At 45.7% G+C, this 26,895-nt stretch carries 27 protein-coding genes and 1 pseudogene; 14 read left to right on the top strand and 14 right to left on the bottom strand.

The genetic code is table 11. The features are described from left to right. Nucleotides 1-71: 71 nt before the first annotated feature. The 4 genes from B5D35_RS07210 to B5D35_RS07195 all read left to right on the top strand — a co-directional run bounded on the left by B5D35_RS07210 (nt 72) and on the right by B5D35_RS07195 (nt 3,483). On the top strand, nt 72-1,040 hold the full coding sequence (locus B5D35_RS07210) for an ABC transporter substrate binding protein (RefSeq protein ID WP_078751915.1): 969 nt from the start codon (nt 72-74) through the stop codon (nt 1,038-1,040). 17 nt (nt 1,041-1,057) lie between these two features. After that, entirely contained in the window at nt 1,058-1,969 is a 912-nt protein-coding gene (locus B5D35_RS07205) for an ABC transporter permease (RefSeq protein ID WP_078751914.1), read from the top strand. Then, the gene (locus tag B5D35_RS07200) at nt 1,966-2,760 is read left to right on the top strand and encodes an ABC transporter ATP-binding protein (protein WP_078751913.1); all 795 of its coding nucleotides are present in this window, start codon (nt 1,966-1,968) and stop codon (nt 2,758-2,760) included. The genes B5D35_RS07205 and B5D35_RS07200 overlap by 4 nt, the downstream gene beginning before the upstream one ends. Nucleotides 2,761-2,865: 105 nt before the next feature. Continuing rightward, nucleotides 2,866-3,483: a LysE family translocator gene (locus B5D35_RS07195; RefSeq protein WP_078751912.1), complete on the top strand. Its 618-nt coding sequence runs from the start codon at nt 2,866-2,868 to the stop codon at nt 3,481-3,483. A 47-nt stretch (nt 3,484-3,530) separates the two neighbouring features. Here B5D35_RS07195 and viaA read toward each other — a convergent pair whose 3' ends face one another. Continuing rightward, entirely contained in the window at nt 3,531-4,979 is a 1,449-nt protein-coding gene (viaA, locus tag B5D35_RS07190; RefSeq protein ID WP_078751911.1) for an ATPase RavA stimulator ViaA, read from the bottom strand. Between the two features lie 9 nt (nt 4,980-4,988). Continuing rightward, on the bottom strand, nt 4,989-6,623 hold the full coding sequence (locus tag B5D35_RS07185) for an AAA family ATPase (protein ID WP_170915145.1): 1,635 nt from the start codon (nt 6,621-6,623) through the stop codon (nt 4,989-4,991). 337 nt (nt 6,624-6,960) lie between these two features. Here B5D35_RS07185 and B5D35_RS07180 point away from each other — a divergent pair, with 337 nt between their 5' ends. After that, nucleotides 6,961-7,779, top strand: coding sequence for a phosphate ABC transporter substrate-binding protein (locus tag B5D35_RS07180; RefSeq protein ID WP_101210167.1), 819 nt, complete (start codon nt 6,961-6,963; stop codon nt 7,777-7,779). A 57-nt stretch (nt 7,780-7,836) separates the two neighbouring features. On the opposite strand, the gene B5D35_RS24805 is transcribed toward B5D35_RS07180, so the two are convergent. Together B5D35_RS24805 and B5D35_RS24800 are read right to left on the bottom strand one after the other, a co-directional pair. Next, the gene (locus B5D35_RS24805; RefSeq protein WP_244556527.1) at nt 7,837-8,364 is read right to left on the bottom strand and encodes a sulfurtransferase; all 528 of its coding nucleotides are present in this window, start codon (nt 8,362-8,364) and stop codon (nt 7,837-7,839) included. A 9-nt stretch (nt 8,365-8,373) separates the two neighbouring features. Then, on the bottom strand, nt 8,374-8,688 hold the full coding sequence (locus B5D35_RS24800; protein ID WP_244556526.1) for a rhodanese-like domain-containing protein: 315 nt from the start codon (nt 8,686-8,688) through the stop codon (nt 8,374-8,376). A gap of 119 nt (nt 8,689-8,807) precedes the next feature. On the opposite strand from B5D35_RS24800, the gene B5D35_RS07170 reads away from it, so the two are divergent. After that, the gene (locus tag B5D35_RS07170) at nt 8,808-9,710 is read left to right on the top strand and encodes a lipid A deacylase LpxR family protein (protein ID WP_078751909.1); all 903 of its coding nucleotides are present in this window, start codon (nt 8,808-8,810) and stop codon (nt 9,708-9,710) included. 55 nt (nt 9,711-9,765) lie between these two features. Here the strand turns inward: B5D35_RS07170 and B5D35_RS07165 are convergent, their stop codons facing one another. After that, nucleotides 9,766-10,287, bottom strand: a complete 522-nt coding sequence (locus tag B5D35_RS07165) for an NUDIX hydrolase (protein ID WP_078751908.1) — start codon at nt 10,285-10,287, stop codon at nt 9,766-9,768. A gap of 456 nt (nt 10,288-10,743) precedes the next feature. Here B5D35_RS07165 and B5D35_RS07160 point away from each other — a divergent pair, with 456 nt between their 5' ends. The 3 genes from B5D35_RS07160 (at nt 10,744) to B5D35_RS07150 (ending at nt 13,069) form a co-directional block, all read left to right on the top strand. Further along, nucleotides 10,744-11,898: a cyclic di-GMP phosphodiesterase gene (locus B5D35_RS07160; RefSeq protein ID WP_078751907.1), complete on the top strand. Its 1,155-nt coding sequence runs from the start codon at nt 10,744-10,746 to the stop codon at nt 11,896-11,898. 138 nt (nt 11,899-12,036) lie between these two features. Continuing rightward, nucleotides 12,037-12,459 (top strand): DUF3010 family protein, encoded by a 423-nt coding sequence (locus tag B5D35_RS07155; RefSeq protein WP_078751906.1) that lies wholly within the window; start codon nt 12,037-12,039, stop codon nt 12,457-12,459. A gap of 127 nt (nt 12,460-12,586) precedes the next feature. Continuing rightward, entirely contained in the window at nt 12,587-13,069 is a 483-nt protein-coding gene (locus B5D35_RS07150; protein ID WP_078751905.1) for a methylated-DNA--[protein]-cysteine S-methyltransferase, read from the top strand. An 18-nt stretch (nt 13,070-13,087) separates the two neighbouring features. Here B5D35_RS07150 and B5D35_RS07145 read toward each other — a convergent pair whose 3' ends face one another. Both B5D35_RS07145 and pdsO read right to left on the bottom strand, forming a co-directional pair. Next, nucleotides 13,088-13,537 carry a GNAT family N-acetyltransferase gene (locus tag B5D35_RS07145; protein WP_078751904.1) on the bottom strand — a complete coding sequence of 150 codons (450 nt, stop codon included), beginning with the start codon at nt 13,535-13,537 and terminating at the stop codon, nt 13,088-13,090. Between the two features lie 13 nt (nt 13,538-13,550). Further along, nucleotides 13,551-14,276 (bottom strand): sortase-associated OmpA-like protein PdsO, encoded by a 726-nt coding sequence (pdsO, locus tag B5D35_RS07140; protein WP_078751903.1) that lies wholly within the window; start codon nt 14,274-14,276, stop codon nt 13,551-13,553. 222 nt (nt 14,277-14,498) lie between these two features. On the opposite strand from pdsO, the gene pdsR reads away from it, so the two are divergent. Genes pdsR through B5D35_RS07120 form a run of 4 tightly spaced genes read left to right on the top strand, consistent with a single transcriptional unit; the run spans nt 14,499 to nt 18,706 of the window. Continuing rightward, entirely contained in the window at nt 14,499-15,194 is a 696-nt protein-coding gene (pdsR, locus tag B5D35_RS07135; protein ID WP_078751902.1) for a proteobacterial dedicated sortase system response regulator, read from the top strand. Continuing rightward, on the top strand, nt 15,191-17,377 hold the full coding sequence (pdsS, locus tag B5D35_RS07130; protein WP_078751901.1) for a proteobacterial dedicated sortase system histidine kinase: 2,187 nt from the start codon (nt 15,191-15,193) through the stop codon (nt 17,375-17,377). Before pdsR ends, pdsS begins: the two co-directional genes overlap by 4 nt. Nucleotides 17,378-17,407: 30 nt before the next feature. Further along, entirely contained in the window at nt 17,408-18,019 is a 612-nt protein-coding gene (locus B5D35_RS07125) for a glutathione S-transferase family protein (protein ID WP_078751900.1), read from the top strand. A gap of 18 nt (nt 18,020-18,037) precedes the next feature. Continuing rightward, nucleotides 18,038-18,706 (top strand): glutathione S-transferase family protein, encoded by a 669-nt coding sequence (locus B5D35_RS07120; protein WP_078751899.1) that lies wholly within the window; start codon nt 18,038-18,040, stop codon nt 18,704-18,706. A gap of 63 nt (nt 18,707-18,769) precedes the next feature. Here B5D35_RS07120 and B5D35_RS07115 read toward each other — a convergent pair whose 3' ends face one another. Continuing rightward, a complete protein-coding gene (locus B5D35_RS07115; RefSeq protein ID WP_078751898.1) occupies nt 18,770-19,117 on the bottom strand; it encodes a helix-turn-helix domain-containing protein in 348 nt (115 codons plus the stop codon). 151 nt (nt 19,118-19,268) lie between these two features. Here B5D35_RS07115 and B5D35_RS07110 point away from each other — a divergent pair, with 151 nt between their 5' ends. Beyond that, nucleotides 19,269-19,475 (top strand): DUF3283 family protein, encoded by a 207-nt coding sequence (locus B5D35_RS07110; protein WP_078751897.1) that lies wholly within the window; start codon nt 19,269-19,271, stop codon nt 19,473-19,475. A 29-nt stretch (nt 19,476-19,504) separates the two neighbouring features. On the opposite strand, the gene B5D35_RS07105 is transcribed toward B5D35_RS07110, so the two are convergent. The 6 genes and pseudogenes from B5D35_RS07105 to B5D35_RS25475 form a co-directional block, all read right to left on the bottom strand. Further along, entirely contained in the window at nt 19,505-20,173 is a 669-nt protein-coding gene (locus B5D35_RS07105) for a class I SAM-dependent methyltransferase (RefSeq protein WP_078751896.1), read from the bottom strand. A 194-nt stretch (nt 20,174-20,367) separates the two neighbouring features. Next, nucleotides 20,368-20,952: a GGDEF domain-containing protein gene (locus tag B5D35_RS07100; RefSeq protein ID WP_244556525.1), complete on the bottom strand. Its 585-nt coding sequence runs from the start codon at nt 20,950-20,952 to the stop codon at nt 20,368-20,370. 47 nt (nt 20,953-20,999) lie between these two features. Continuing rightward, nucleotides 21,000-22,109: a PAS domain-containing protein gene (locus B5D35_RS07095; RefSeq protein WP_170915143.1), complete on the bottom strand. Its 1,110-nt coding sequence runs from the start codon at nt 22,107-22,109 to the stop codon at nt 21,000-21,002. Nucleotides 22,110-22,364: 255 nt separating this feature from the next. Then, nucleotides 22,365-23,024: a cupin domain-containing protein gene (locus B5D35_RS07090; protein ID WP_078751893.1), complete on the bottom strand. Its 660-nt coding sequence runs from the start codon at nt 23,022-23,024 to the stop codon at nt 22,365-22,367. Between the two features lie 142 nt (nt 23,025-23,166). Next, complete coding sequence (locus B5D35_RS07085) at nt 23,167-25,095, bottom strand: DEAD/DEAH box helicase (RefSeq protein WP_078751892.1); 1,929 nt, start codon at nt 25,093-25,095, stop codon at nt 23,167-23,169. 303 nt (nt 25,096-25,398) lie between these two features. Further along, nucleotides 25,399-25,839 (bottom strand): annotated as a pseudogene (locus B5D35_RS25475) (diguanylate cyclase domain-containing protein); the annotation flags it as partial. Nucleotides 25,840-26,895: the final 1,056 nt, after the last annotated feature.

Here is a 26,895-nt window from a genome sequence, read left to right as displayed (position 1 = left end):
ATAACAATGGATTAACACGTGACAAAGCGTTGGGTGATTCTTGCCCACCGTCACTCATCAGGGAGAAAGCGATGAAAATTTCCAAACTAATCATGTCCGCATGCTGTGCTGCCACTCTTTTTACTGTGCCTTTTACCGCCAGCGCTGACACGGCAAAAGTAGCCGTTTCACAGATTGTTGAACACCCCGCATTAGACGCGACTCGCCAGGGTCTTGTCGACGGCCTGAAAAAACTCGGTTATGTTGACGGTGAAAATCTCGACTTCTCCTATCAAACGGCTCAGGGTAACCCTGCTATCGCTGTTCAGATTGCTCGTCAATACGTCGGCGAAAGACCTGACGTCCTCGTCGGCATTGCAACTCCTTCTGCTCAAGCGCTTGTTGCCGCAACCAAATCCATTCCTGTTGTCTTTACAGCAGTGACTGATCCGGTTGGCGCAAAGCTCATTAAAGATATGGAAAAGCCGAGTGCAAACGTCACTGGGCTGTCTGATCTGTCTCCTGTTGCCCAGCATGTCGCACTTGCAAAAGAGCTGTTGCCAAACATGACATCTATCGGTGTGGTCTATAACCCGGGAGAAGCAAATGCCGTTGCACTGGTAGAGTTGCTGCGTGCAGCCGCAGATGCTCAAGGTTTAAAAGTGGTTGAAGGCACGGCGTTGAAAAGTGCTGACGTTCAATCTGCCGCGCAAATCGTAGCTTCTCAAGCCGATGTCATTTATGCACCAACCGACAACACGGTTGCCAGTGCGATTGATGCACTTGTCGGTGCGTCGAACCAAGCGGGCAAACCTGTTATAGGTGGTGCAACATCCTACATTCCAAATGGTGCGGTTGCCGCACTTGGCTTTGACTACTACCAAATTGGTGTTCAAACCGCTGATTATGTTGCCGCGTTGCTGAAAGGCGAAAAAGTGGCAGATCTTCCCGCAAAGGTTGCGGTAGGTTCTGACCTAGCAATCAACCTGAAAGCAGCTCAAAAACTGGGCGTCACTGTACCGCAATCGCTGTTAGACCGCGCAACGACGGTTGAAAAGTAATTCACTAGGAGTAGTACATGACCTCAATTGCCTTTTTTGGCACGCTGGAAGTAGGTCTGGTTTACGGCCTGGTGGCACTGGGTGTTTATCTAACCTTCCGAGTTCTGGATTTTCCAGATCTTACTGTTGATGGCAGCTTCCCTATGGGCGCTGCCGTCGCAGCGACGCTAATTGTTTCTGGTGTTGACCCTTGGGTTTCAACCATTGCTGCAATCTTTGCTGGTGCAGCCTCAGGGTTGATCACTGCGTTTTTGACGGTAAAGTGCGGCATACTAAACCTACTTTCCAGTATTTTGACAATGATCGCTGCGTTTTCGATCAACATTCGCATCATGGGCCGCCCGAATATTGCGCTTCTTGGTGAAGAAACCATTCTCACGCCATTCGAAAACATGGGTATTGACCCTGTTTACGCACGTCCGTTGGTCGTCTTTATTTTAGTGGTGATCAGTGCGTGGTTTATCATTCGTCTTTTGAACAGTGACTTTGGTTTAGGCCTACGAGCGACTGGTGTGAACGCTAGAATGGTCAGAGCACAAGGGGCGAGCACGGCGTTTTACACATACTTTGGTTTGGCGATTTCGAACGGTTTTGTCGGTTTTTCCGGCGCACTGTTTGCTCAGACAAACAGTTTTGCAGACGTCACCTCTGGCGTCGGGACGATTGTTGTTGGTCTTGCTGCAGTGATATTGGGCCAAACGTTACTCCCAGGCCGTAAGGTTTGGGTTGCCGTTGTCGCTGTTATTCTTGGCTCTGTTCTTTATCGCTTAGCCGTCGCTTTTGCCCTTAGCTCTGGCATGTTTGGGCTAAAGGCATCCGACCTCAACTTGGTCACTGCGTTGCTTGTAGCACTGGCGCTAATCGCACCTAAAGCCAGAGAGCAATACCAGAAGAAGAAAAAGATCAAAGAAGCGGGGATGGCGAAATGATCGAATTAAAAGACATTGAAGTCACCTTCAATCCCGGCACTGTGTTGGAAAATCGGGCCTTGCGGCAAGTGTCACTCACTGTCCCTAAGAATGAGTTTTTGACAGTTATAGGCTCAAACGGTGCAGGTAAATCGACCCTCCTTGGCGCAATCAGTGGTGAAACGCCCATGATTGGTGGCAAGGTCGTCATTGATGGCACTGACGTTACCCGCCAGCCCGTGCATAAACGTGCAAAACTCGCAGCCCGAGTGTTCCAAGATCCTTTGGCGGGCACCTGTGCAACTCTCACCATTGAAGAAAACCTCGCCCTCGCTTTTAAACGTGGCGGTATTCGAGGCTGGAGTCTAGCAACATCAAACAAACGCCGAGATGTTTTCAGAGACCGTATATCCATTTTGGGATTGGGGTTGGAAGACCGACTTGGTGACAGTATTGGCCTTCTTTCAGGTGGTCAGAGACAAGCTGTGAGCTTGGTAATGGCGACACTATCAGACAGTAAATTGCTACTGCTAGATGAACACACTGCTGCCCTTGACCCTCGCATGGCGGCTTTCGTGATTGATCTGACTAAGAAGGTTATCACCGAGTTTGGCCTCACCGCGCTTATGGTCACCCACTCGATGAAAGATGCCCTCGCTTGTGGCGATCGAACAGTGATGCTGCATCAGGGACAAATTGTACTGGATGTGAAAGGTGAAGAGCGTGCCAACATGGATGTTCCTCACCTCCTCGAAATGTTTAGTAAGGTCCGTGGTGAGGAGCTTGCGGATGACAGCTTGTTACTGAGTTAATGCAATCTCAAAGACGTAACAAAGAGCGGCTTGGGTCGCTCTTTGTATTTGATTAATCTATAACGGTATTCGCAAATTGTTGCACGGAAAAAAGGAAGACTTTATATGGTATCGATGGAATTTCTTATCACCTCTCTGGTTGTCGTACTAATCCCTGGCACAGGCGTTCTATATACCATATCAACTGGACTGTTTGTCGGCTACCGTGCCAGCATTTGGGCGTCGATTGGCTGCACAGTTGGAATTATCCCCTCCATGCTCGCCAGTATCACGGGGTTGGCTATCCTCATCCATACCAGTGCTATCGCCTTTCAATTCGTGAAATATCTCGGCGTCGCCTATTTGTTGTTTATGGCTTGGTCTATGTGGAAAAACAGCGGGACTTTATCTGTTAGGCAGGAAAAAGAGCAGACTAACATGCTGAGTATTGCCGTTCGTGCTTGTTTGATAAACGTGCTCAACCCCAAGCTAACATTGTTCTTTATGGCCTTTCTGCCTCAGTTTGTTCCAAGCTCAATGACAAACCCTACGCCGATGATGCTGTTGCTCGGCTGCATATTTATGGCAATGACTTTTATTGTTTTTATTGGCTACGGGTTACTTTCTGCAACAGTAAGAGACTATGTGCTCAATTCATCACGCATTACTACCCTATTACAGCGTGTATTTGCAGGCAGTTTTGCGTTATTAGGGTTGAAACTCGCATTTTCTGAACGACACTAACTTGCGCATAGCACGATCAAATAGCCCCGCAATGGCGGGGCTAATAATTAAAAGCGCTTAAGCAACCTTCCCATCAATGAAGGATGGTAATCCCACACACAATCAAACATTTGCATCAGTGCTGGGTTTCCATATTTTGATAGATTAAGAGCATGAAAGCGATTGTGCTGCCCTTTTAGCTTTTCCACTTTATCTCGAACGTCTTTGTCCTGCTCTGGGGCCATAAAATCCGAAATGACCACCAAATCTGCATTGCGGTATTTGTCTGTTCCCATCAGATCAATTGAGTGCGTCAGCACAGGTGCTAAATCTGTACCTCCATGAAAGGAGTAAGAAAGAAAATTTAACGCTTCTTTTAGTCCTTCTTCGCCTGTGAGTTCATAGCTGATGTGATCGGTGGAAAAGATCATCACCGTGCATTCGCGCTCTTCGCGAACCGCGATTTGCATCAAAGCGTACGCCATTGCTTTGGCGCACTGCTCAGGGTAACCACTCATCGAGCCAGAAGCATCAACGCAAATGAGAAAGGGCCCCTTCTCAACGTCTATCTGCTTACTTTCTGGTTTAAACGCTTTTACTTTACGTAACGAACGCTGCATCCCCTGCATGCGATAAGTCAACAACCTTTTATCCGCGAAATGTTTATAGAACAAGATTTCCAGTGAAGGCTCTGCAAGGTAAATGGTTTCATTGGGAACAAGCTTATCAAGGTGATCACTTTGATGAATACCAACAATATCGTCTGCGACGTTGTCCGCAGGCTCTTCCACCAGCTTTAATTCTTCAGAAGGTGAACGCTGCAGAGAGGGATCATCAACATCACTGGCCATTCTCCCGAGCTTTTGGGCGATATCCTGAAGGTCTTGATTGTCTTTAAGAAAAGCGACAAATTGTTTTAGTAATTCAACGTCGGTTTGTGTCACTTTCGCAGCGGCTAAATCCCATAGCCTGCCAACCTTTTCAAACTTGCCCTCTTCTTGCACATCTTCCAGCGTTTTGTAGGTTTCAATCCGCTGGTACAATTCTTTCAACAATCTGTCTTTGTGCGCTTCTAATTGTTTCTGCTGCGCATCTTTTATAGAGCTCGCTAGGTGCTCGTACCATTTATTGCAGAAGTACGCTTGAAACATTGGCGTTTCTTGCGCAATGTTTTTTTCGAGCAAACGCCGTGCTTCGAGATAGAAAACTGATTTCCCTTCGAGCTGTTTGATCATGCCTTTGGCATTTTCAGAGAACGTTTGTTGGGACATTTGAACAGCTTCTTGGTAAAACGTCAGCTCTTGCTTGAGATCAGCCGTAATACAGTCGTTGCTCAGGCGACGCTTTACAGAATGACGCCATTTTCGAATATGTCGTCTCACTGCAGATTTTGCGCCAGGGCTAGATTCGGTTAACACCAAAAGTTGAGGTTTAGCCATGACTTCCGTAACCGCATGCTCCAACATACCAGTTTCGGCCAACATCATGCCGAGATGTAGGGATTCTGGACTCACCATACCATCTCCTTATTCAATGTATTCTGACAACATGCGAACGCGAAACGCATTCTTTTCAAATTTCGTTGTCTGACGCTGTAGTGTCTCTTCAGCATCAGTGATACTCGTCGCCAGTAACTCTAAAAGATCAGAATTAGCAAAATGATGAGGCAAAGCTGCATTTAACTGTGTGCGAGCCAGACGGATCAGGTGTTTTGATTCATTGATCTTTTTGATCGCAGCCTCATTTCTTTCCTGCCATTCTACAAATGCTTGCGCATCGTTATCATCCACACCCGCAATAGCAACGGGCACAGGTCGGTTAGCAATGTCTTTGATCAACAATCGACGATCACTGTCTACATCTAATTTTAGTACACACAGGTTTTCGTTCTTATTGACGTAGCCATATACGTCACACGGGGCACTTTTTATTTTCTTCTCAAACTCAGCAGCATCGACATATACCCAGCGACTGTCTCCTTTCTCTTTCTCAGACACCGAAGGGTTCGCTTCCAGCATCACCAACTTGATCATGTTTTTAGACATGTTGATGCTGTATCGACGCGCGTTCGACAGATCTACATAGTACTTTTCCTTACGCATCGACATTTCCGTGTCCATGGTATGACCAAGCGAGTCATTAATATCTTCTGCAAGGGTTTTAATATCCTCACCGGCTTCTGCGGAAACAGCCAAGGCTTCTTGTTGGTTGAAGCAGACATCTTGCGCAAAGCGACGCATGATATTGTTAACCACTTCACGTGATTCTGGGCTATGCCACAAACATTCCTGAAGCAAAAGAATATCGACTGGATTAACTTCGCTGCGGCCATTAAAAAACGCACTCGCTTTGAGTAAGCGCACTGCTTTTTTCCATCGTCGGTCAGACACATAAAGCTCTTCAGACGGGAATACGTGGCTACCATTTTCGGCTTCATTTTCTAACAGCATCTTGAGCGCGTAGATCTTCTCAAAAACAGCATCTGTCAGTAGCACTTGGTCAATTTGTCGCTGCCAGCGATCATACTCAGAGGCTTTGATCCTTATCGACGAGTCCAGTTCGAGATCCGGATCCGCTGCATCACCTACCAGCAGGCGTTTAAAGTTGTTTTTCTCTTGAATTCGGTTTACGAAAATACGAACCAGCATGCGATCATACAGTGCATCAAGGCCGCTATCAGGATCGGGTAATTCGTTGGAAGCAGTCACAAGAAGGCGCATAGGAACCGGCAATACTTCGCTACCGTTTCGGAAAACGCGCTCATTAACGACAGTTAAAAGCGTGTTGAGAATAGCAGGACCTGCTTTCCATATTTCATCAAGGAAAACGACATCAGCCGTTGGCAGGTAGCCATCCGTTAAGCGAACATATTTTCCATTGTCTTTTAGTTCTTGAATCGACAGTGGACCAAACACTTCTTCAGGTGTTGAGAAGCGCGTCATCAGGTACTCAAAAAAGTGGCTGTCATCAAATGCTTTAATTAAACGTTTGGCGATATAGCTTTTCGCAATGCCCGGAGGCCCCAACAAAAAAACACTTTCACCGCTTAACGCAGCAAGCAAACAGAGACGAATAGTATTTTCCCGCTCGTATACACCGCTAGACAAAGCTTGAACAAGCTTTTGAATCCGCTCGGGAAGTAATACGTTATTCGTCGACATAGCAATTTTATTTGTCACGCTGCTGCTCCATTTCGCTCTATCAACAACATGATTTCAGTCATATCATATTGTTAATAAATTGTAACCATTAATATCTGCTTACATGGTGTATATCATTCCAACTTTGACCTGTTCCACCCTTCAACCTTAGTTTTCAGATTTGTAGAGTAACTTTTGAACAATTCGCGCCTCCTATTTTTATCCATTCGTTCTAATATTCGTCATGCACAAATTGAGTGCGGTGAAGCCAAGTTGTTCACGGATATCACATTATTGTCATATTACAGTCATAAAATTCCTCGGCTTTTTGGCACCCTATAACAAAATCGGAGAAAGTATGTTGTTTCGCTTAATTGCGCTGGTATTCAGTTTTATCATTCCTTTTGCCAACGCTGCGTCTGAAGATCGACTAACGGTTTCAGGCTCTACATCCGTCACGTATTTAATTGATGTATTGTCAGAACATTATGAAAAAGAAACGGGTCAGGTTATTGAAGTTCAGGGAACTGGCTCTTCAGCTGGCATTCTCGCAGTTAACAAAGGTATTTCTGAACTGGGTATGAGCTCTCGCTATTTGAAGAATTCAGAAATCATGCCTGATTTGAAAACGCATGTTATTGCTTATGATGGGCTCACATTGGTTGTGCATCCTGAAAACCCAGTGGTTTCTCTTACTTCCAAGCAAATTTCTGAAATTTATCGCGGTAAAATCACTAACTGGCGTCAAGTCGGCGGGGAAGATCAGAAAATTGCGGTGGTATCGCGTGAGCTTGCATCCGGTTCAAGATATTCGTTTGAATCTTTTCTTGGTTTAACCCGTGTGTATAAGGGTGCGCAAGTATCCGACATAAGCGCTTCGCTGCTGGTTGTAAATGCAAACAGCATGGTGAAAATGCTGGTTTCCAACAACAAACATGCCATGGGATATATCTCAGCAGGAACTATTGAGCCTTCAATTAAATCGGTTGCAGTAGACGGTGTGTCTTACAGCCTTTCAAATATGGAAGATGGCAGCTACAAATTGTCTCGCCCATTTTTGTTGCTACATAAAAAAGATGAACTATCCGACATCAGCCAAAACTTTTTGAATTATGTCCTCAGTGCCAAATCTCAAAAACTAGCAGCTTCTATGGGCTTTATCCCTGTGATTAAATAACATTTGAATCAATAAAGCCTTCTTAATCGAAGGCTTTATTCGTTTGGTTAGACGTGATTATTTTCCGCTAACAATCGGTAGTGTGTGATCACCGCCCCATTCGGTCCATGACCCATCATAAACCGTCACGACTTTCCCCAGCGCATGCTCGCTCGCCAACGCAAGAATACACGCCGTTACGCCCGAGCCACAAGAAGCGACATTACGCTTATCATCGTTCAGTGACGGTTCGATTAGCGATTTAAGCACGTCTTGAGTTTTGAATTTTCCGGCTTCAAGCAACTGGGTAAACGGAAGGTTAACCGCATCGGGCATATGGCCACTTCTCACTCCCTCTCTAGGTTCTGCGGCGACACCATTAAAACGATCGCTAGGGCGAACATCTATAACGTTTACAGAGCCGTCATGAATGCCTTCAAGAAGCAGAGACTTGTCAATCACCCGCGTTGCATCAAACGTCGCTAGGTAGTTTGCAGGTTCGATTTCTGAAGGTTCTGAGGTATCAAGCCCGCCTCCGAGACTTTCCCATTCAGGCAAACCACCATCCAGGACCACAACATTTTCATGCCCCATAATCTTAAACATCCACCATGCTCATGGCGAAGAGAAAATGCCCATACTGTCATAGACAACCACAATGTCATCACGGTGAATGCCTAGTAGGCTAACTTCTTTTGATAAAACGTCAGTCGTCGGCAACATATGAGGCAACGATGAAGACTGGTCACAAATTCGAGTGTCGAAGTCAAAGAAAACCGCGCCTGGAATTCGTTTACTTTTCCATTCATTCAACGCGTTTCTCGGGGTTCCCGGCATAAAATTAGTGGCATCCACCACCTTTATAAAAGGTTCATTTAGATGGCTTTTTAGCCATTCAGCAGTAACCAATACCTTATTTTTCAGTTTCAAGTCACTCTCCTTAACGACGACTATCGCCACACCAGCTTGAATGGTTTAGCATGTTCCCATTAACGATGAAAATCACCCGTTTAGCAATAAAAACAACCTGTTTTTCTCCTAAGGATTTTATGTTTACTCGCAGTTTTCTTGGTGCGGCAATTCTCGCTGCTCCGTTGGTCAGTTTTCCACTTCAAGCGGCCACGGTTTCCTTGTCAGTAGACAATGATGGGATGTTGGGTACAGATAGAGAATACACCAGCGGTCTATTCCTACGCTGGTCTTCTGACCCAAGCACAGTGGGATACAGTGTAGAAATTGGTAATCAAATGTGGACGCCTTCAGATATTGAAGCTGCCACACCGCAAGCTAACGAACGCGCTTACGCGGGTTTGCTCTACCTTCAAGGCCGTACCTATCACCAAAATGACCTCAATGCATATAAAGCAGGTCTGATGGTCGGCACAGTTGGTCCAAACTCCATGGCGGAAGAAGCGCAGGACATCGTGCATACCATTGTTGGCTCTCCAGACCCTCAGGGCTGGGATTACCAAGTTTACGATGAATTCGTGTATCAATTGAGCCTAGAAGCACACCAACTTGTCTCTCGCTCGGCGGTGGGCGAATTCAGCGTCTATGGTCGCGGGCAGGCGGGGAACTTCCAAAGTGAAGCGGCGATTGGTGGTACTTATCGATATGGATTAGATCTTGGCAGTACGCTGGGGTCAACAACGGTGATTCCCGGAAACAACGTTGACGTGAGCATGCTTAGTCACAGCGCTCAAGGTATGTTTTTCTACGCAACGCTCGAAGCAAGATACCGTTTCAACGATATCACCGTAGAAGGTGATAAACCGTCATCGAATGCGACGACAACGCTAGAGAACACACAAGGTGCACTTTCAACTGGCCTTGCTTGGTATAACCAAAATTGGGGTGCAACGCTGTCTGTGACCATGGAATCTCAGCAATTTGAAGAATCGAAGCGCAATCACCACAGCTTCGGAAATGTCACTGTCTTCTATCGCTATTAATCTGTCGTGAACCCCTTACCATCATGCTGCTGGTAAGGGGTTTTCAATCGGATTTTTAGTGCGTTAATGCGTTTGCGATTTTCTCCAGCAGAAAAATCTCACGCTCTAGAGAAAGCCCCTTCTTATCACTGTTGTGTAATGTGTGCTTATTGTGTGCGATAGCTTCATGGATGTTTATCCACACCGGACGCATACCATTTTTCACTTCATACTCTTCAAAAGCGACGTCGCCCAACTCTTCGTCAATTTCGCAATAGAAACAATGCGAGAGCATGTGCATCACATCATAATCAGGTTTGTACCAAGGTCGATATTCTTCATAAGTACAGAAAGGAACAATATTCCGAATATTCCGAGCACCCGTTTCTTCTTGCAACTCTCGAATCATTCCTTCGGTCTCGCTTTCGCCATCATCAACACCACCACCTGGTAGTGAGTAGTCGTGATAGCGTGCAGTATATAAGAGCAATATATCTTCGCCACGCAGTACAATTGCGCGTGCAGCTCGTCGATGGAACATTGATTTGCCTTCTAACGGGAATACGTCAGGATGCATGGCAGTTTGGAGTGGTTGCATTAAATCGGCCTGTTACGCTAACACGGTATTAAAATCAACGCGCACTCTATATAACGTCTGCGCAATCAGCAACAGGTATTCACTCCTTGAATAAAAATCAAAGCGTAGCACTTGCGTTTTCTCAACATCAAAATAAAATACACCACACTTTAATATGAAAAAGTAAACGCTATTACGTTAAGTCTTACGCTATCAGACACCGAAATATGCAAGAAATTCGTTTTTTTCAAGAAAGTAGGTAATTTCATTTAATCTATATATTTCATCACAATTAGTGATGCATACGGTTAAAATGTAACGAAATGAATACTTTGTCTTTTAAATCAACCAATATCTCGTATTTTGTATATAGTTATATTCATAACCATGTGCATTTTCGCTCTTATATCGCGATAGCCTTATCGAATGTTCAACCCATTAAAACAGCAATAGAATTCTGTATACGGAGCCCCATCAATGCTGCAGAAAGTCGCCATTGATAACGTTGAGATAGGTATGTACGTCGAGCAGACCGAATCTCAGCACGCTCGTACCAAGATGAAAAAGCCTGGCTTTATACGCCGTCAGGAAACCATCGACAACCTTCGAAATAAAGGCGTGCTTTTCGTATACATCGACGCAGACCAAATCACGTCCGACGAAGACATTCGCTATCACGTCACGAAAGTAGGCAAGCATTCCTCCATTAAAGGCAATGACGAGTATTCCTACGCCAAAGAGCTTGTCGACACGTCCAAAAAGCAAATCAGTAAACTGCTCACCGACATCTACGAAAACAAACCTGTTGATATTGAGCCTGTCAAAGAAATCAGCGCAGACATCGTAGAGAACATTTTTGAACGTAAAGATGCGGTACTCTGGATAAGTGGTATCAGAGAGAAAAGTGCCTACCTGTTAGAGCATTCAATGAACGTGGCATTTCATTTGGTAAACTTTGGCCGCTTCTTGGAATTGGACAGGCGAACCCTTGAAGATTTGGCAGTTGGTGGGCTTGTTCACGACATTGGTAAAATTCTTGTGCGTGACGAAGTGCTTAATAAGCCAGGAAAGCTCACGGATGAAGAGTTCTTCCATATGAAAGAGCACCAAACACTGTCCCAGCCCGTTTTGGACAGCATGCTGGAACTCTCGCAGACCAGTAAAGATGTAAGCCTGATGCACCATGAAAAAATCGACGGGAATGGCTACCCAAACGGCTTAAAAGGCGACGAACTTACGCTAATCGGGCGCATGTCGTGTATCGTTGATATCTATGATGCGCTTACTGCTGAACGGTGTTACAAACCCGCCCTCTCCCCTTCTGAAGCCTTCAAAATAATGATCGGTTTGACACCGTTTCACCTTGATTCCGACCTATGGAAGAAGTTCATTCGCTGCATAGGCTTCTACCCAATCGGTTCAGTCGTAGAATTGAGTAATGGACGTGTTGGGTTGGTATGTAAAGATAACCCTGATGATCTGATGACCCCAACAGTCAAGCTGTTTTACTCTGCCAGAACCGAAGCCTTTCGTGAAGTTGAGTATGTTGATCTTCGCAAACGTCCGGACCTTAAAATCATTCGTGGTATCACCGAAGCCAAACTGAAAAAATCATTCAGCGACTTCCGCTAAAAACGCGTAAATCCTAGACCTCGCGGCGTTCTATCTGCACTAAATTCCATCATTCGCGCATCATTGTCATGTTTGTGCATGACCTACCGCTCTCGTTTGCTTATAATGTTGCGCTCATTTACATGTGGAATAAGAATAATGCGAGTTTGTGCTGTCGACTTTAAAAGCAATGAAGCGAACATCTGCCTACTAGATCTGAATCAGGGTCTGTTTGACGTGCCAGATTGCCGTGCACGCAAGTTCACCATCTCTGATGCAGCCAGCACTGATCAAATCCGTAATTTTCAAAGTCAATTTGTGAAATTAATGGAAGATTACAAAGTGGACAAAATTGTTATCCGCGAACGCCCAATGAAAGGTAAGTTTGCTGGCAGTGCAATTGGCTTTAAATTGGAAGCAGCTCTTCAGCTAATCGAAACGATTGATTGTGAGATCCTAACCGCTTCCGCGATGAAAGAGTCCCTTAAGCGCACACCAGTCTTGGTTTCGATGAAAGATGTGGGCCTTAAGCAGTTTCAAGAGCACGCGTTTCAAACTGCCTGTGCTTACTTGAACAAGTAATCCCAGAAAAACAGGTCGCTCATTGCGGCCTGTTTTCTATGTAAGCTCCTCGCTCGTCGTCCCTATCGAACGGTGCATGTCTGCCAATTGACATACAACGCCTTGTCATACATTAAAGGATTAATTTATGGTGCAGTATCGCTACAGCTATCGCTCCCCACTCGGTCTCATTACATTAACAGCGTCAGATAAAGGCCTCACATCTCTGTCTTTGCCTGAGTATAAGTATGACGTACCTGTTTGTTCAGAGCACATTGAAAACAAGTTGATGTTTGAAGATCTTGTTAGCCAATTGGATCGTTATTTCTCTGGTGAGGCATTTGCTTTTAACGTTGCACTCGACTTACAAGGCACCGCTTTTCAGCAACGCATTTGGGAAATGCTACAAAAGATCCCAGCAGGCGAGACACGCTGCTATGGCGATTTAGCGAACCAAATTGGAAAGCCCAATGCTTCACGTGCTGTTGGCGCTGCTAATGGTCAAAACCCGATCGCGATTATCGTTCCTTGCCATCGCATTATTGGTAAGAATGGAAAGCTAACAGGGTATGCAGGAGGCCTTGCTGCAAAAGCGTGGTTGCTTGCGCATGAAAAAACAATGAAATGCTAACAACCACCCTAAAAACATTTAGCTTGCCGCCACCAGCATGCGTTGGGCGAGCAATTTAATAAAGCGAAGAGGCGTAATGCGATATCCCAAATGTAGATAGAACCCATGTGCCTCTTCCCGGCTGATATGACTGGTCACTTCTATACGCATACAGTGGTTTAATTTAAGCTGATATTCTGCAGCTTCCAGCAATTGCTTCCCAATGCTCATGTCTCGAAAGTTCTCATCTACTGCTATCGCAGAAATTCGCCCCCATGGCATGCCATCATGAACAATATCGATAACGTGATACGTAACAAAACCCACCACCATATTGCAAAGCTCTGCCACCAAAATTCCACCAGTCTCCCTTTTCATCACCCGTTCAATACGCACTTCCGTTTCTTCTATCGTAGCCGGGTAGCCGAGAGTGTCACAGAGCGCATTAATGCGCTCTGCATCTTCCAACGTCGCAGGTCGGATATCCATCGAACGCTCCATATTAGTAGCTCGCCGTTTCCGTTGCACCAGACACCGAACGCAGACTCACTCGACGGTCAAAGAAATAGCCTTCTCTGTCTCCATCAGTTTCAATCGCCAATTGATCGCCATACGCGGTTGCACGCAATTGTGCAGGATCAACGCCTTGCTCAATCAGGTAATCAAAAACAGCCTGCACGCGTTGTTGAGAGAGTGTTAGGTTGTAGTCTTCATTACCTCGTACATCTGCATGCCCTTCCAAATCCCAGCGTACCTCTGGTTGTTGCTGCATAAAGTAGGCAATTTCATCCAATTGCTTTTGAAAGTGCGGTTCAATGTTGGATGAATTGGTACGAAATTGAATATCCATCGCCAGATCCATATCAACATTTCTTTCCTGCATCGCTACCTTTAACGCAGCCAGTTCCATTTCATTCTCTGCATACAGCGTTTTAAAAGAATTCAGACGTTGGTTTTCATCCTGCATCTGCGTGATCAACAACTCTTGGGATTTACTCTCTTCTTCAAACGTGGCGACCTGCCCAATCAAACCACCAACCACAGCACCGGCAACTGCACCAATCGGCCCACCAATTACTGCACCCAAGGCTGCACCACCACCAAATCCAATCAGTCCAACATTCGATTCGCTTTCTGTTTGAAGGCTTTGCTCCGTCGCTTGGGCTGTTGTCATTGCCATAGGGACCACAAGAGAGATAGCAAGAAGCGTTTTGTTTAGTTTTTTCATTTTTATTTCCTCATCCTGTTAGGCGTGGGTGTCATACCCATGTCTTGTTTCGATGAGGTCATTAAAGCAAGGCAAAATGGCAACCTGTGGGAGCAAAAAAGGCAATGTTCTGGGCAATTGTGGCAAAAAAATGGCTTTTGCCACAATTCGCTGAGAACCCCTTTTTCCCCCGTTTTTTTGCGGTATAGTCGTTCTATCTACTGTTTGAATAATTGAGTAAAAATGAAACGCATTGCTATCGTGGAAGACGAACCAGCCATCCGAGAAAACTATGCTGACGTGCTAAGAAAGCAAGGGTATGCCGTATCAACATATGCCAATCGACCGGATGCAGAAGACGGTTTCAAACAGCGTCTCCCCGATTTGGCCATCATCGACATCGGTCTGGCCGATGAAATTGATGGGGGTTTCCACCTTTGTCAGTCATTGCGCTCCCTGTCGGCAACATTGCCGATCATTTTCCTCACAGCCAGAGACAGTGACATTGATACCGTTGTGGGATTGCGCATGGGCGCAGACGACTACCTGACTAAGGATGTTTCTCTACCGCATTTGATGGCGCGAATCGCCGCCCTTTTCCGCCGAAGCGATCTTCTCAGTCAAGCATCTGCAGAAACGGAATCCATATTAGAACGCGGGAACCTTGTACTGGACCTTAATCGTATGCAGGTGATGTGGGACGAGAAAACGGTAGACCTTACAGTGACGGAGTTTTGGTTGGTTCATGCATTGGCGAAAAGACCGGGGCATGTCAGAAGTCGACAAGACTTAATGCAAGAAGCTCACGTGGTCGTAGATGACAGCACTATCACTTCTCACATAAAACGTATTCGTAAAAAGTTTATCTCGTTAGACAGTGAGTTCGACCACATCGATACGGTTTATGGCATGGGTTATCGTTGGGACAGTTCTAAATGAAAAACCTGTTCTCCCGTGTCTGGCATCTGTTATCCGGCATTCGTGCAAAAGTGGTTCTGCTCTCAGGGCTTTTGCTTCTTTTACCACTCATTGGATACAACTATGTCTGGGAGTTAGAAAATGTACTCAGACAGGGGCAAGAACAAACTTTGATGGGCTCGGCGCGTGCCTTTTCCATGGCGCTAAATCAACAACCTGAGCTATTTGAACGACAACTCAATACCAAACCCAGATTGGAAGAAGGCAAAGACCTTTATGCGCTGGCGTTGCAAAGCCCTATCGATTTAGATGGCTCTGCGTTGGATTGGCAAAGGTATCGAGCTCATACTACGCGCTATCGCGATGCCAATGTACTGTTCAGTCGCACACCGTATAACCACAATGACATCAACTTCAACCTCTCTCTTGGCAGTGATGGGCATGATATCTACGCACTCGTCGACGTGACGGATAAAAAACCCGTACTTCAACGCAAAAACGCGCACCGTATTGACCGAAATGACCATCTCGTTATCACACTTACAACGCCGGAAGGTGAACTAAAACGATACGCTATTACCGCAACAAAAAGCGGAAAAGCGGACGTTTATCTTATTGATGGCGATATCTCAGACGATACGCACAACTTCCTGTCAGATGCGATAAAGGCGTGGTGGCAGGAAACGGCCACAGGATACACGATTGAGGTTGCCTTGCCCGCTTGGTTAGTTGGCGAGAAGCTTAGCGTTGCTTACTACAACGTTAACGATCGTTTTAATCGTGACGTTGAAACAATTATTGCCACCTCTAACCCTCGCAGTGCAGAAACCTTAGGGACCTTCCTTGAGCCCTCGCCGCAAATTGACAATGTCTTATCTGGCATGGCTGATGGATCGTCAGTGGTATGGGTCGTAGACAAACATGGTCGCGTATTAGCTAAAGTAGGCGACCTTCAATCAGCCAATGGTGTGTGGGAAACGACGATAAAATATCAAGAGAACCCAGATGGCATGATGGGCTGGTTGCAAATGAACGTGTTGAACCCGCTCTATTACAAACTATTAGAACGCCCGCCGGAAGAAATTATTGATGAAATGCAAAACGCTGCCATCGTTCGAGGTGTTGATGTTCAACAGGCATTGCTGGGCCGCCCCTATGCGAATTGGCGCATTACGCCAGAACAAGGCGAGATGATTTTATCTGCCGCTTATCCGATCAAAGTACACGGCGAAGTGATTGGCGCGGTGGTCGTGGAAGAAACCACGAAAGGGATTAAAACGCTTCGAAACAAAGCGCTTGAACAGTTGTTCAATGTGTTGCTGGCGGTCATTTGTACTGGCGTAATTGTGTTGCTTTTGTTTGGTTCTCACATTTCCCGTCGAGTCAGGAAACTGCGTGATGATGCAGAGAGTGCAATCGATCCTCAAGGCCGGGTAAAACATCAACTTGCGCCAATTTCAAGTGCGGATGAGATAGGCGATTTATCCCGAACGCTGTCAACCATGGTAACGCGTCTTTCAGACTACAACAGTTATCTGGAAAAGATGTCATCCAGTTTGTCTCACGAACTTAGAACCCCCGTTGCAGTGGTGCGGTCGTCATTGGAAAACCTCTCTTTCGTGACACAAAATGAAGACCAGCAGCGGTATATCGATCGCGCTCAGGAGGGAGTGAAACGCCTTGCGACCATTTTATCTAGCATGACAGAAGCAACGCGCTTAGAACAAAGTTTTGAACATGCAGAAAGCGTCAAATACCCGCTAAATAAAGTGATCGAAGGTTGTGTGCAGGGGTATGAATATGCCTACCCTGAACAAACGTTCTCGTTAAAAGTGACAGAAGGCAATTACAATTCTGAGGGTGTGCCCGAATACATCGCACAACTGCTCGATAAACTTGTCGCAAACGCGGTGGAATTCAGAACCCCCGGAACACCAATTGACGTGTACCTAACTCATCGAAAAGATAAGGCCTGCATCACGGTTTCAAACTCAGGTCCCCTACTCCCTGAAAATATGGGAAATCAATTGCTCAACTCCATGGTCTCTGTACGTCATGAGCGTCAAAAGTCTGATAAGCCTCATTTAGGTTTAGGACTTTACATCGCTCGGTTGGTCGCTGAATTCCACGGTGGTGATTTGATGATTTCCAATCGTTCAAACAAAGAGGGCGTCATCGTCACCGTTCTTTTGCCACTGACCTAAACTTACCATCCAATCGACAGGGAGTATGAGATGATACTGTATGAAAAAGCACCTGCACCCAGCGCGAGACGTGTCAGCCTGTTTCTCGCCGAAAAAGGCATAGACATCCCTCGTATTGATGTGGATATCCGAGGTGGCGAAAACCTTTCTGCCGATTACAAAGCGAAAAGCATTAACGGACGCATTCCCATGCTTGAACTGGATGACGGCACGACAATCTCAGAATCTATGGCGATTTGCCGATACCTAGATGCCGCATTCCCTTCCAACCACAATCTTTTGGGTTCTACACCTTTTGAAATTGCCCAGATTGAAATGTGGAATCGTATCGTCGAGCTACAAGGTTTGTTCGTGGCATTTCAGGCTTTCCGAAACATATCTGGTATATATAGTGATAGAGAGCGGTGCGTCGAAGCATGGGGAGAGGAATCGAAAAAACGAATTCTTGAGTTTCTGCCTATTCTCGAAACCCGACTTTCCGAATCGGCCTTTCTCGCAGGCGATAACTTCTCGGTAGCCGACATCTCCGCCTACGTCTTTTGCCAATTTATTAGCAATATGAACATCCAAATAGACGACACTTACCCATCGATATCAGTTTGGATAGAAACGCTTAACCAACGAACAGCTTTTCAACACTAAATATAAGGAACGGATGCCATGATAGAGCTTTACACAGCTGGAACTCCCAATGGTTTCAAAGTCTCCATCGCACTGGAAGAAATGGGCGTACCCTATGAGCTTCATGCGCTCGATCTTATGTCTCTAGACCAGAAAAAACCTGAGTTTCTTGCTATTAATCCCAACGGGCGAATTCCGGCGATCATTGACCGAGACAACGGCAATTTTGCGGTATTTGAGTCAGGCGCCATACTCATTTACCTCGCTGAAAAAACAGGAAAGTTCCTTCCTGACGATCCCAAAAAACGCAGCCAAGTCATACAATGGCTGATGTTTCAAATGGGTGGCGTCGGCCCCATGATGGGACAAGCCAATGTGTTCTATCGATACTTTCCAGAAAAAATCCCCGCAGCAATCGAACGCTACCAAAAAGAAGGCAGGCGCCTTTTTGAAGTCATGAATACTCAGCTCGAAAGCAATCAATATTTAGCGGGTGATGAGTACACCATCGCGGATATGGCTACTTGGCCTTGGGTCAGGATTCATGAATGGAGTGGTGTCGATCTATCGGGTTTGAAGCATCTTCAGCGGTGGGTAGATGAATTAGCAGAACGACCCGCTTGTCAAAAAGGGATTATTGTACCGCCACCCTCAGAATTGTCAGACGAAGAGCGTGCCAAACAGATTGCTAAGATGGTAACGAAGTAAACAATCATCCATCTCCGATTCGAGCGTTAAAACAAGAAAAGCCATCCGAGGATGGCTTTTCTTCTATATCTCTTTGACGAACTCAATAAACACTTGGTTGTCTGAATACTCAACTTTTGAAACCGTACCGTCTACAACAAAAGAGGTTTTGATCACGATGGGGCCTCCTTGCTGCGCGGGTTTGTTATTTTTGAGGCTAGGCAATGACAAATCAGGATCGAGCCCAATCTCATTGCAAAAACGGTAAACAAACCCTTTCTCCATCGGGACATCACCGCGTAACGCCTTGGAAAAATCGAGTTGGCTAATGCCAAGCCTTTTCGCCATTTCTATTTGTGTGATGCGCAATTTGGCTTTATAGGACATCCAAGCATCATAAATTGTTTGACGATCGTGATAGGTAAATTCCATATTTCCTCGCTTAGAACCTATCTATTCAATAACAAAATAGTACGGCAGTGGCTTATCAAGTATGTCAGTAAGACGTAAGGTGACAGTAAGCTCTTGTCGTTTAGTGCAGTCTTCGTTATCGTAGCGTCGTCAAATAGAAAAGAGACCTACCATGAGCTACAACCTAGCCCTTTTACCGCCAGTTGATAAACAAAAAATAGAACTCGATAAACAGGCATCCTATGCCGTCTGGCAGGTTAAAAACTCGTTGGCCGATAGAAGTACGCTTTCCGCGCAAGCAAAAGCCATGTCGGATGAGGATGAACGTGCTCACTTTATTAACTGCGTGGAGAAGTATTCAAAAAAAATGGGGCTGTAAGCCCCTTTCTCTTACCACGAGAATACAAATTACCGTTTAGTCAGTAATGCCACATACTTATTGCTGTCGTCGCAATAAACGATGCGACAATTGAAATTTCTGCTGTCCGCAATTTGACGAAGCGTCGACATGCCAATATCAAACCAAGGCACCTCTTCACTCACTCGACCATCAAATTCAAACGTCAGATGGCGCGTACGATAACCTTCATACCGCAAATTTTCTGAGCTTAAAATCAGCCGACCACCCGGATATAGATTCCTATGGGCCAAATCCAAAAAATGGAAGAAGTTTCGAATATTCCCAAGTTGCCCAACAACACCTCTCAGCGCCAGCCAAGTGAACGTACGGTCGAACATGGGATGCTGGTCAAACAGGTGACCACAAATAACGGATGGCACACCTCGCTGGTGCATGATTGCGCATGCAATAGGCGAGTTATCAATGGAAATCACTTTGATGCCTTTTGCGACGAGAAACAACGAGTGTTCCCCGCTACTGGCACCAATGTTTAAAACACTTCGTCGGCAATATGACAGGGCTATACGATCCGTTGCCACATCTTCCGGTCTGCGGAAAAAATCAGATGTAGGGATAACCGATGTACCATTGTTTTCCCTAACAATAAGCTTTCCTGATTTGTTGCCATTGTAATAGCTGGCAAGTGCGGTTCCGAATACTTCTACTACGCTCTGCATGGCCAATCCCCCTGTTATTCAACTAAGAGAATACGCCGATGCAATACAGAGACGTGTCTCATTTTAAAAACAACCGAAACATATCAGCATAAAGTTCTAATACTTGGTTACACACATTTGTTAGCGGATAGACGAGGTGTAAAGAAGTGCGTATTGCGTCAACATGTTAGCAAACCAGTCAAATCTAGGACGAATCAAATCGATCTCATCATAGGGTAGTGATCGCGTTTGAATTTGCGTTTGTTTTCATACATTGAAACGTCCGCATTACTCAACCATTGATCCGCAGAGGCTATGTCAGATGTTAATTCCACGGCGCCAAGACTCAACGAAATTTTGACGCCTTCGGGTAAGCCCGGAGATGAAATCTCACCACTCAACCGTTCCAAAATATGGGGGACTTCTTTCTGCGCAGCATGCCTTAAAAGCACAACAAACTCATCGCCCCCTATGCGACCCGCCACATCCGTATCACGGATATTACTGGTAAGATGGTTGGCAATGGAAATCAGCACCCTGTCACCCACTTCATGCCCAAAGGTATCGTTAATCACCTTAAATCCATTTGCGTCAAAATACACCAACACGGACGGATCACCATTTTTGGTGTATTGATGATACGCATCTTCAACGTCGGACATGATTGCATGACGCGACTTAATACCCGTAAGAGAATCAAAATCCACAAGCTCTCTCAGTCGCTTCGCCATCACCATCATGGTATCGCGCTGATCAATCTCAAACGTAATATCTGTTAACGTTCCAACGCGGTAAACCAACTCTCCGTTTCCATCAAGAACACAATGTCCATTGTCACGTACATGCTTTACTCTGTTGTCCGGAAAGACAAGTCGATAATTCGCACTCCAAGAAGCCGTTGAAGGAGAAAATCGCATTTCAGCGGCAAGATCGGATGGATGGATGGATGGATGGATGGATGGATGGATGGATGGATGGATGGATGGATGGATGGATGGATGGATGGATGGATGGATGGATGGATGGATGGATGGATGGATGGATGGATGGATGGATGGATGGATGGATGGATCCGATCTAGAAATGATCGCGGATCACTGTAAAGTTTTTCGACAGGCTCCTCCCAAATCGCGTCATAACATTTGTTAACGTAGAGAAGGCGCATTGGGTCTGATGCTGAGATCCAGACGACGGAACTGACATGTTCCGCTATGGCTCGAAAACGGCGTTCCGATGTGGAAATGACTTCCTGGAGCTGTTTCTCCTCATGAATATCAACCACAGCAACAATATATTGGTGTCGTTTCCCTGCTGTCACGACCCGAGTAACAAATGAACGTACCCAAATCTGATGCCCTTCCTTGTGAATATACCGCTTTTCAACACTGTATTGATTCTTACCATTCTGGGAAAGACTTTCGAATAAAGGCTTCTCCGAATTGGCGTCAGAATTGAATGTGATGCCTTCTTCTTTAACATTACGTATCTCATCAAATTCGTAACCAATCAATTGGCAAAACGCAAGGTTTGCCCGCTCGAACCTTCCTTGATCATTGACGATCGCCATGCACATAGGCATTTGATCAATTTCAATATCAGATTCGACTGCTCCGCAAAAAGGAAAAAATGCCGCTATAAATAGTTTGTTGGGATGTGTCTGCGCTAGGGTCACTGTCATTAGGTGAACAATGCTATCGCCTTTGAAGGTAAGCGTATTGCGGTAGATCGTGTCGCAGGGATTGGCGTCAAATACGTCGAAATATTGTTTAACATCTGCCCACTGTGCACGAGAAAGACAGCCATCTAACGTGACAATTCCCTCTGCTTTTACAGAGCGAAGAAGTTTGAAACCTTCGCTATTAATATGAACGATTTCCCCTCGCTCATTCATAAGCAACATTGGTACAGGTGCCAAATCAAAATATGGCAACTGACTAGGGTAATGATGTTTGAACATCCTGATTAGCCGCATCCTGATAATATTGTCTAACTAGGTGCATGCCCTTAAAAAGACCGTGCACTCACGCAATATACTAGCGGCTAGCGAGACAGACATTTGTCTCAAATTTACGTCTTTCGCGTTCATATTAGAAAACTGACTGTTTTGTTCAAAGGCGAACAGTTACCGCATTTATGCGATGGTTTTATACATCAAACGCATAACATGTGACACTGTCATACTTTTATTTAATATGAGGACGAATACACAATTCTAGTGCGGGTAAGGCAAATGCCCCACTTTTACCCAAAGCAACGTATCTTCGACCGCATAAGGGTTGTATTCATACATATGCGGATTTCGAATCCAGGTGCCCGCAGGATAACGGCCAAATTCATCTCGATACTCACCTTTAAGCACAAACACTTCCTCGCCACAAAAGTGGGAAATCGAGAAAAAGTGCTGGCCTGCTGGCCAAAGGATCATAGCAACTTGCTCACCGTTAAATTCATGCAGCGGACGCATTTTCAACCGCCCTTGAGCATCGACCCATCCATCAGGGTCGTGGATGTTAACTCTTACGGTATGGTGGTCATTTGACGAAAATTGATGAAGTTTTACGAAGATCGTACAACCATTCTCACTATATGGAGAATGAAATGAACCCGGTGGATTACGAATATAAGTGCCTTCTGGATAGTCACCATTTTCGTCTGAGAACGTACCCGATAAGACGAGAATTTCTTCCCCTAATGGGTGCTGATGTTGTGGAAATGTACTTTGAGCGAGATATTTGACGATGCTTGTGGCATGCCCACGCTCAGCATGCTCTCTCGACAACACCTTACGCTTCACGCCTGCGCTTGGTGAAGTTTGCCACTCAAGATCATTGGTATTGATGATTATACGTTTATCAAATTGCATATTCAGCATAAAGCAGTCCTCAAAAAGGAACGCTGAATCAAAAATATAGCAACATAAAGAGAATAGATACGTCCCAAACGTTAGAACGTCAACGCATCAAACTTGATGGGAGTAGAAAAGAAAAAGCCGGCTTTCGCCGGCTTTTTGGGGATTACGCTTCAGTATGGCGACGCTCGCCACGGAATGAACGCTGATCACCACCACGGTCACGGTTGAAACGACGCTCTCCGCCGCGCTCACCACTACCGCTGTTGCTGCGTTCGCCACGTGGGCCACCACGGTTGCCTTCACGCTCACCACCACGGCCACGAGGACCACGGTCATCACGACGGCTGTTACCGTTGCGCTCACCACCGTTGTTGCTACGACGACGAGGTGGCTCCATGTTCACATGGCCTTCAACAATTTGTGCTTCAGTCGCTTTTTGGCGAATACGCAGTTGCTGAAGTTGACCCAATACTTCCTTAGGCATTTTCTTCGGAAGCTGAACATAGGTATGGCCAGTTGCCAATTTGATAGAACCGATAGAGTTCTTATCTAGACCCAGCTCGTTTGCAATCGCACCAACGATGTCTTTAACCTGAACGCCTTGGTCACGACCAACTTGTAGTTGGTAAGTATCCCAATCAGCTGCGTTATAGCTACGACGTTCACCACGATCACTGCGCTCACCACGACCGTCACGACCACCACGATCGCTACGCTCACCGCGTTCGCTGCGACGACGGCTTTCACGCTCGATAGCAGCAACCATTGGGTCTGGACCGTGATAGAACAGAGGACGTTTACCTTGCTGGCGCTGAAGCAGCATTGCTGCCAACGTCGCGGCGTCAACTTCGATCTGCTCTTGCAGTTTCTCGATCAAACCAACAAACGCTTCCAAGCTATCGGCTTCTTTCTGTTCTGCCAGATCAGCAGCCAGTTTAGTCAGACGCGCTTCTGCTACTTTGTCACGCATAGGAAGTTGGATTTCTTCCATACGCGTTGAAGTAACACGTTCGATTGTACGCAGCATACGAATCTGGTTGGTGCGAACCAACAGGATAGCTTTACCTGCGCGACCTGCACGGCCAGTACGACCGATACGGTGAATGTATGACTCAACATCGAATGGGATGTCGTAGTTAAATACGTGAGTGATACGTGGAACATCAAGGCCACGAGCAACAACATCGGTAGCAACCAGAATGTCGATTACGCCACGCTTGATGTGGTCAACGGTACGCTCACGTAAAGACTGAGGAATGTCACCGTGCAGTGCAGCAGCTTTGAAGCCACGTGCAGACAACCAGTCAGCCAAACGCTCGGTGTCTTGACGAGTACGTACGAATACGATTGACGCATCCGTTTCTTCAGTTTCTAGAAGACGAGCCATCGCTTCATCTTTCTCTACGCCTTTAACAACCCAGAACTGCTGCTCAACTTTCTCAACAGTACGGTTGCTACCTGCAACGTCGATACGTGCAGGATCACGCAGGAAGCGATCAACGATTTCTTTAACCATTGGAGGCATAGTCGCAGAAAACAGTACGCGTTGCGCTGTTACTGGTGCTTGCTCCATGATCCAAGTTACGTCGTCAACGAAACCCATCTTCAACATTTCATCTGCTTCATCCAGAACGAAAGTATGAACTTCGTCCAGTTGAAGACGTTCGCGGTTAATCAGGTCTTTAACACGACCTGGTGTACCCACAACAATGTGAGCACCGCTACGTAGTGCGCGCATTTGATCAACGATCGACGCACCACCATAAATTTCCAGAACCTTCAGGCCTTCAATTTTCTTACCAAGCAGTTTGACTTCTGCTGCAACTTGGATAGCCAGCTCACGAGTAGGCGCCATTACGATGGCTTGTGGTTTATGCTGGTTTAGATCCAGTTTGTTCAGCAAAGGCAAAGAGAATGCAGCGGTTTTACCCGTACCAGTCTGTGCTTTACCCAGTGCATCAACACCGGTTAGAAGAAGAGGAATTGAAGCCGCCTGAATAGGAGTTGGCGCTACAAAGCCAATCTCGTCAAGAGCGGAAAGGATGTTTTCAGCCAGTTCTAGCTGGCGAAATTCAGTAACAGTTTCTTGCATTGGGATCCCAATATATAGACAAAAGTAACGGGGCCCCTTCTAGCGGTTTCGCACTGTTATTTCTCACTGATGCAGGGTCAAAGTAATAAAAACAATGACGTCCTACTCTCTGCAACAGCAACTAACGCTATGGGCCTCGGCAATAAGGGTCAGCATTCTGCGCCACTAAACCAAAAAAAGCCAGAAAAAATTGAACAACTTCACAATTCTTCCTACGACCGCTGTATTTTTGACTGCAAACGATTAATAACACAACGAATCGCTGCTAATTCCGCCAGCACTAACAACTTCGGGTACTACATATCAGTCGATACAAAATCGATTTCTTCCCAGCTTCTCAGCGATCAAACACGCTTTTTCCGCTTTTTTTAACACTCCACTCGGCTTAGTAAACAGTCCAACACAGTTAAAACTAATGCCTAGACTCAGCGTGATACGTTGATAATATTGAGAGGTTCCGTTTTCGATATTGCGATGGTAAGTGTCGTCCACGATTTTGGTAGCGACATCTCTTAATAGAACTTCATCTTGGGTTTGTACAAGAAAAGCAAATTGCCCCTCTTTTATTACGCATAATAATTGCTCCTCAAATTCGCCTAAGTGCTGCTTTAAGTCATCCGCAATCATCATCATTAAGCGTCGTGCTAGTTTTGCACCATATCGCTTTTTGTAGCCTTGGAAAAAATCAATGGACACAACACCAACTGTCACCGGCATTTTATTTTTCCTTGCCGCTTTAATAAAGGTTGGCGTTGCCAGTTCTAGGTATGTGGCGTTTAACAAGCCATAGTGTTCATCGTGTACATTTAGCCACCGGATTTGTTGACGAGTGGTTACCAGTAAATTCTCTATTTCACTGTCTCGCTCAGTCTGCGCCCTTATCTGATCTTGCAATGAATAGAATCTTTCATCTGCTGCTTCTGTTTCACGAAGCTTAACGATTTTCTGACAGATGGACGCGGTTAATAGCTTAAATGCCTCTTTCTTTGGTTCATCAAGCGGCGATTGAGAAAGTAGATTATCTGCTGCTAACCAACCAATACACTCATCTCCATCCCACATGACCATCATGACGTTCCAGCCAACGCCAACTTGTTCCGTACCGAAATAAAGTGGCACGTTTTCTTTGACGATAAGCTGATTCTGGTTAGAAAATGCTTCTTCCATAAAAAGGTTGTTCGGCATTTCAGTCCGAAAATCTGACCGGTCGACAACATTACCGTCAATATCGGTTCCCCATGTCCCCCACATTTCTGACTTGTCCATATCGCAAAGAAAAATCCCCATGCGATCAACTTGCAGCTTGCTTCTCCCCAGCTCTACAGCAATTCGACACAAAGATTGAATCGTCGTCGCTTTAGTAAAGCGAAGAGATATCTCATGAAGGCTTTTCATATAGGAGAGTTGGGATGTTAGTTGGTGATTATTCAGGGCAAAGCTTAACTCATTCTGATGCTGGTCATGCTTAACTTGTGTCAGTTGTTGCCTTAGTATCAAACACCGTAAGGTTTCTGATGCTTCATCGTAAATCCAGTCAAAATGTCGCGGCGTAAAGTGACGATGTCCTGATATACATTCCGATTCGATGAAAAGATAAGCGAGCGTTCTTTTACCTTTCTTTAAACGAAGAACTGTATGCTCCCAAAGAGCATTCTCTTTTTTCCAAATGCCATTTACCGGAAACTCGCCGATCAATGAGAACTTTCGTTCGCACTTTCTCGCTTCTTGTTCCCAATCAATAGAGTAACCACCGTACTCTTCAGACGGCCTGAAGTTTGGATAAAAGTGAAACACTTGGGT

This window comes from Enterovibrio nigricans DSM 22720 (genome assembly GCF_900167155.1).
In the GTDB taxonomy this organism is placed as follows: Bacteria; Pseudomonadota; Gammaproteobacteria; order Enterobacterales; family Vibrionaceae; genus Enterovibrio; species Enterovibrio nigricans.
This window is presented reverse-complemented; position numbering and strand designations above follow the sequence as displayed.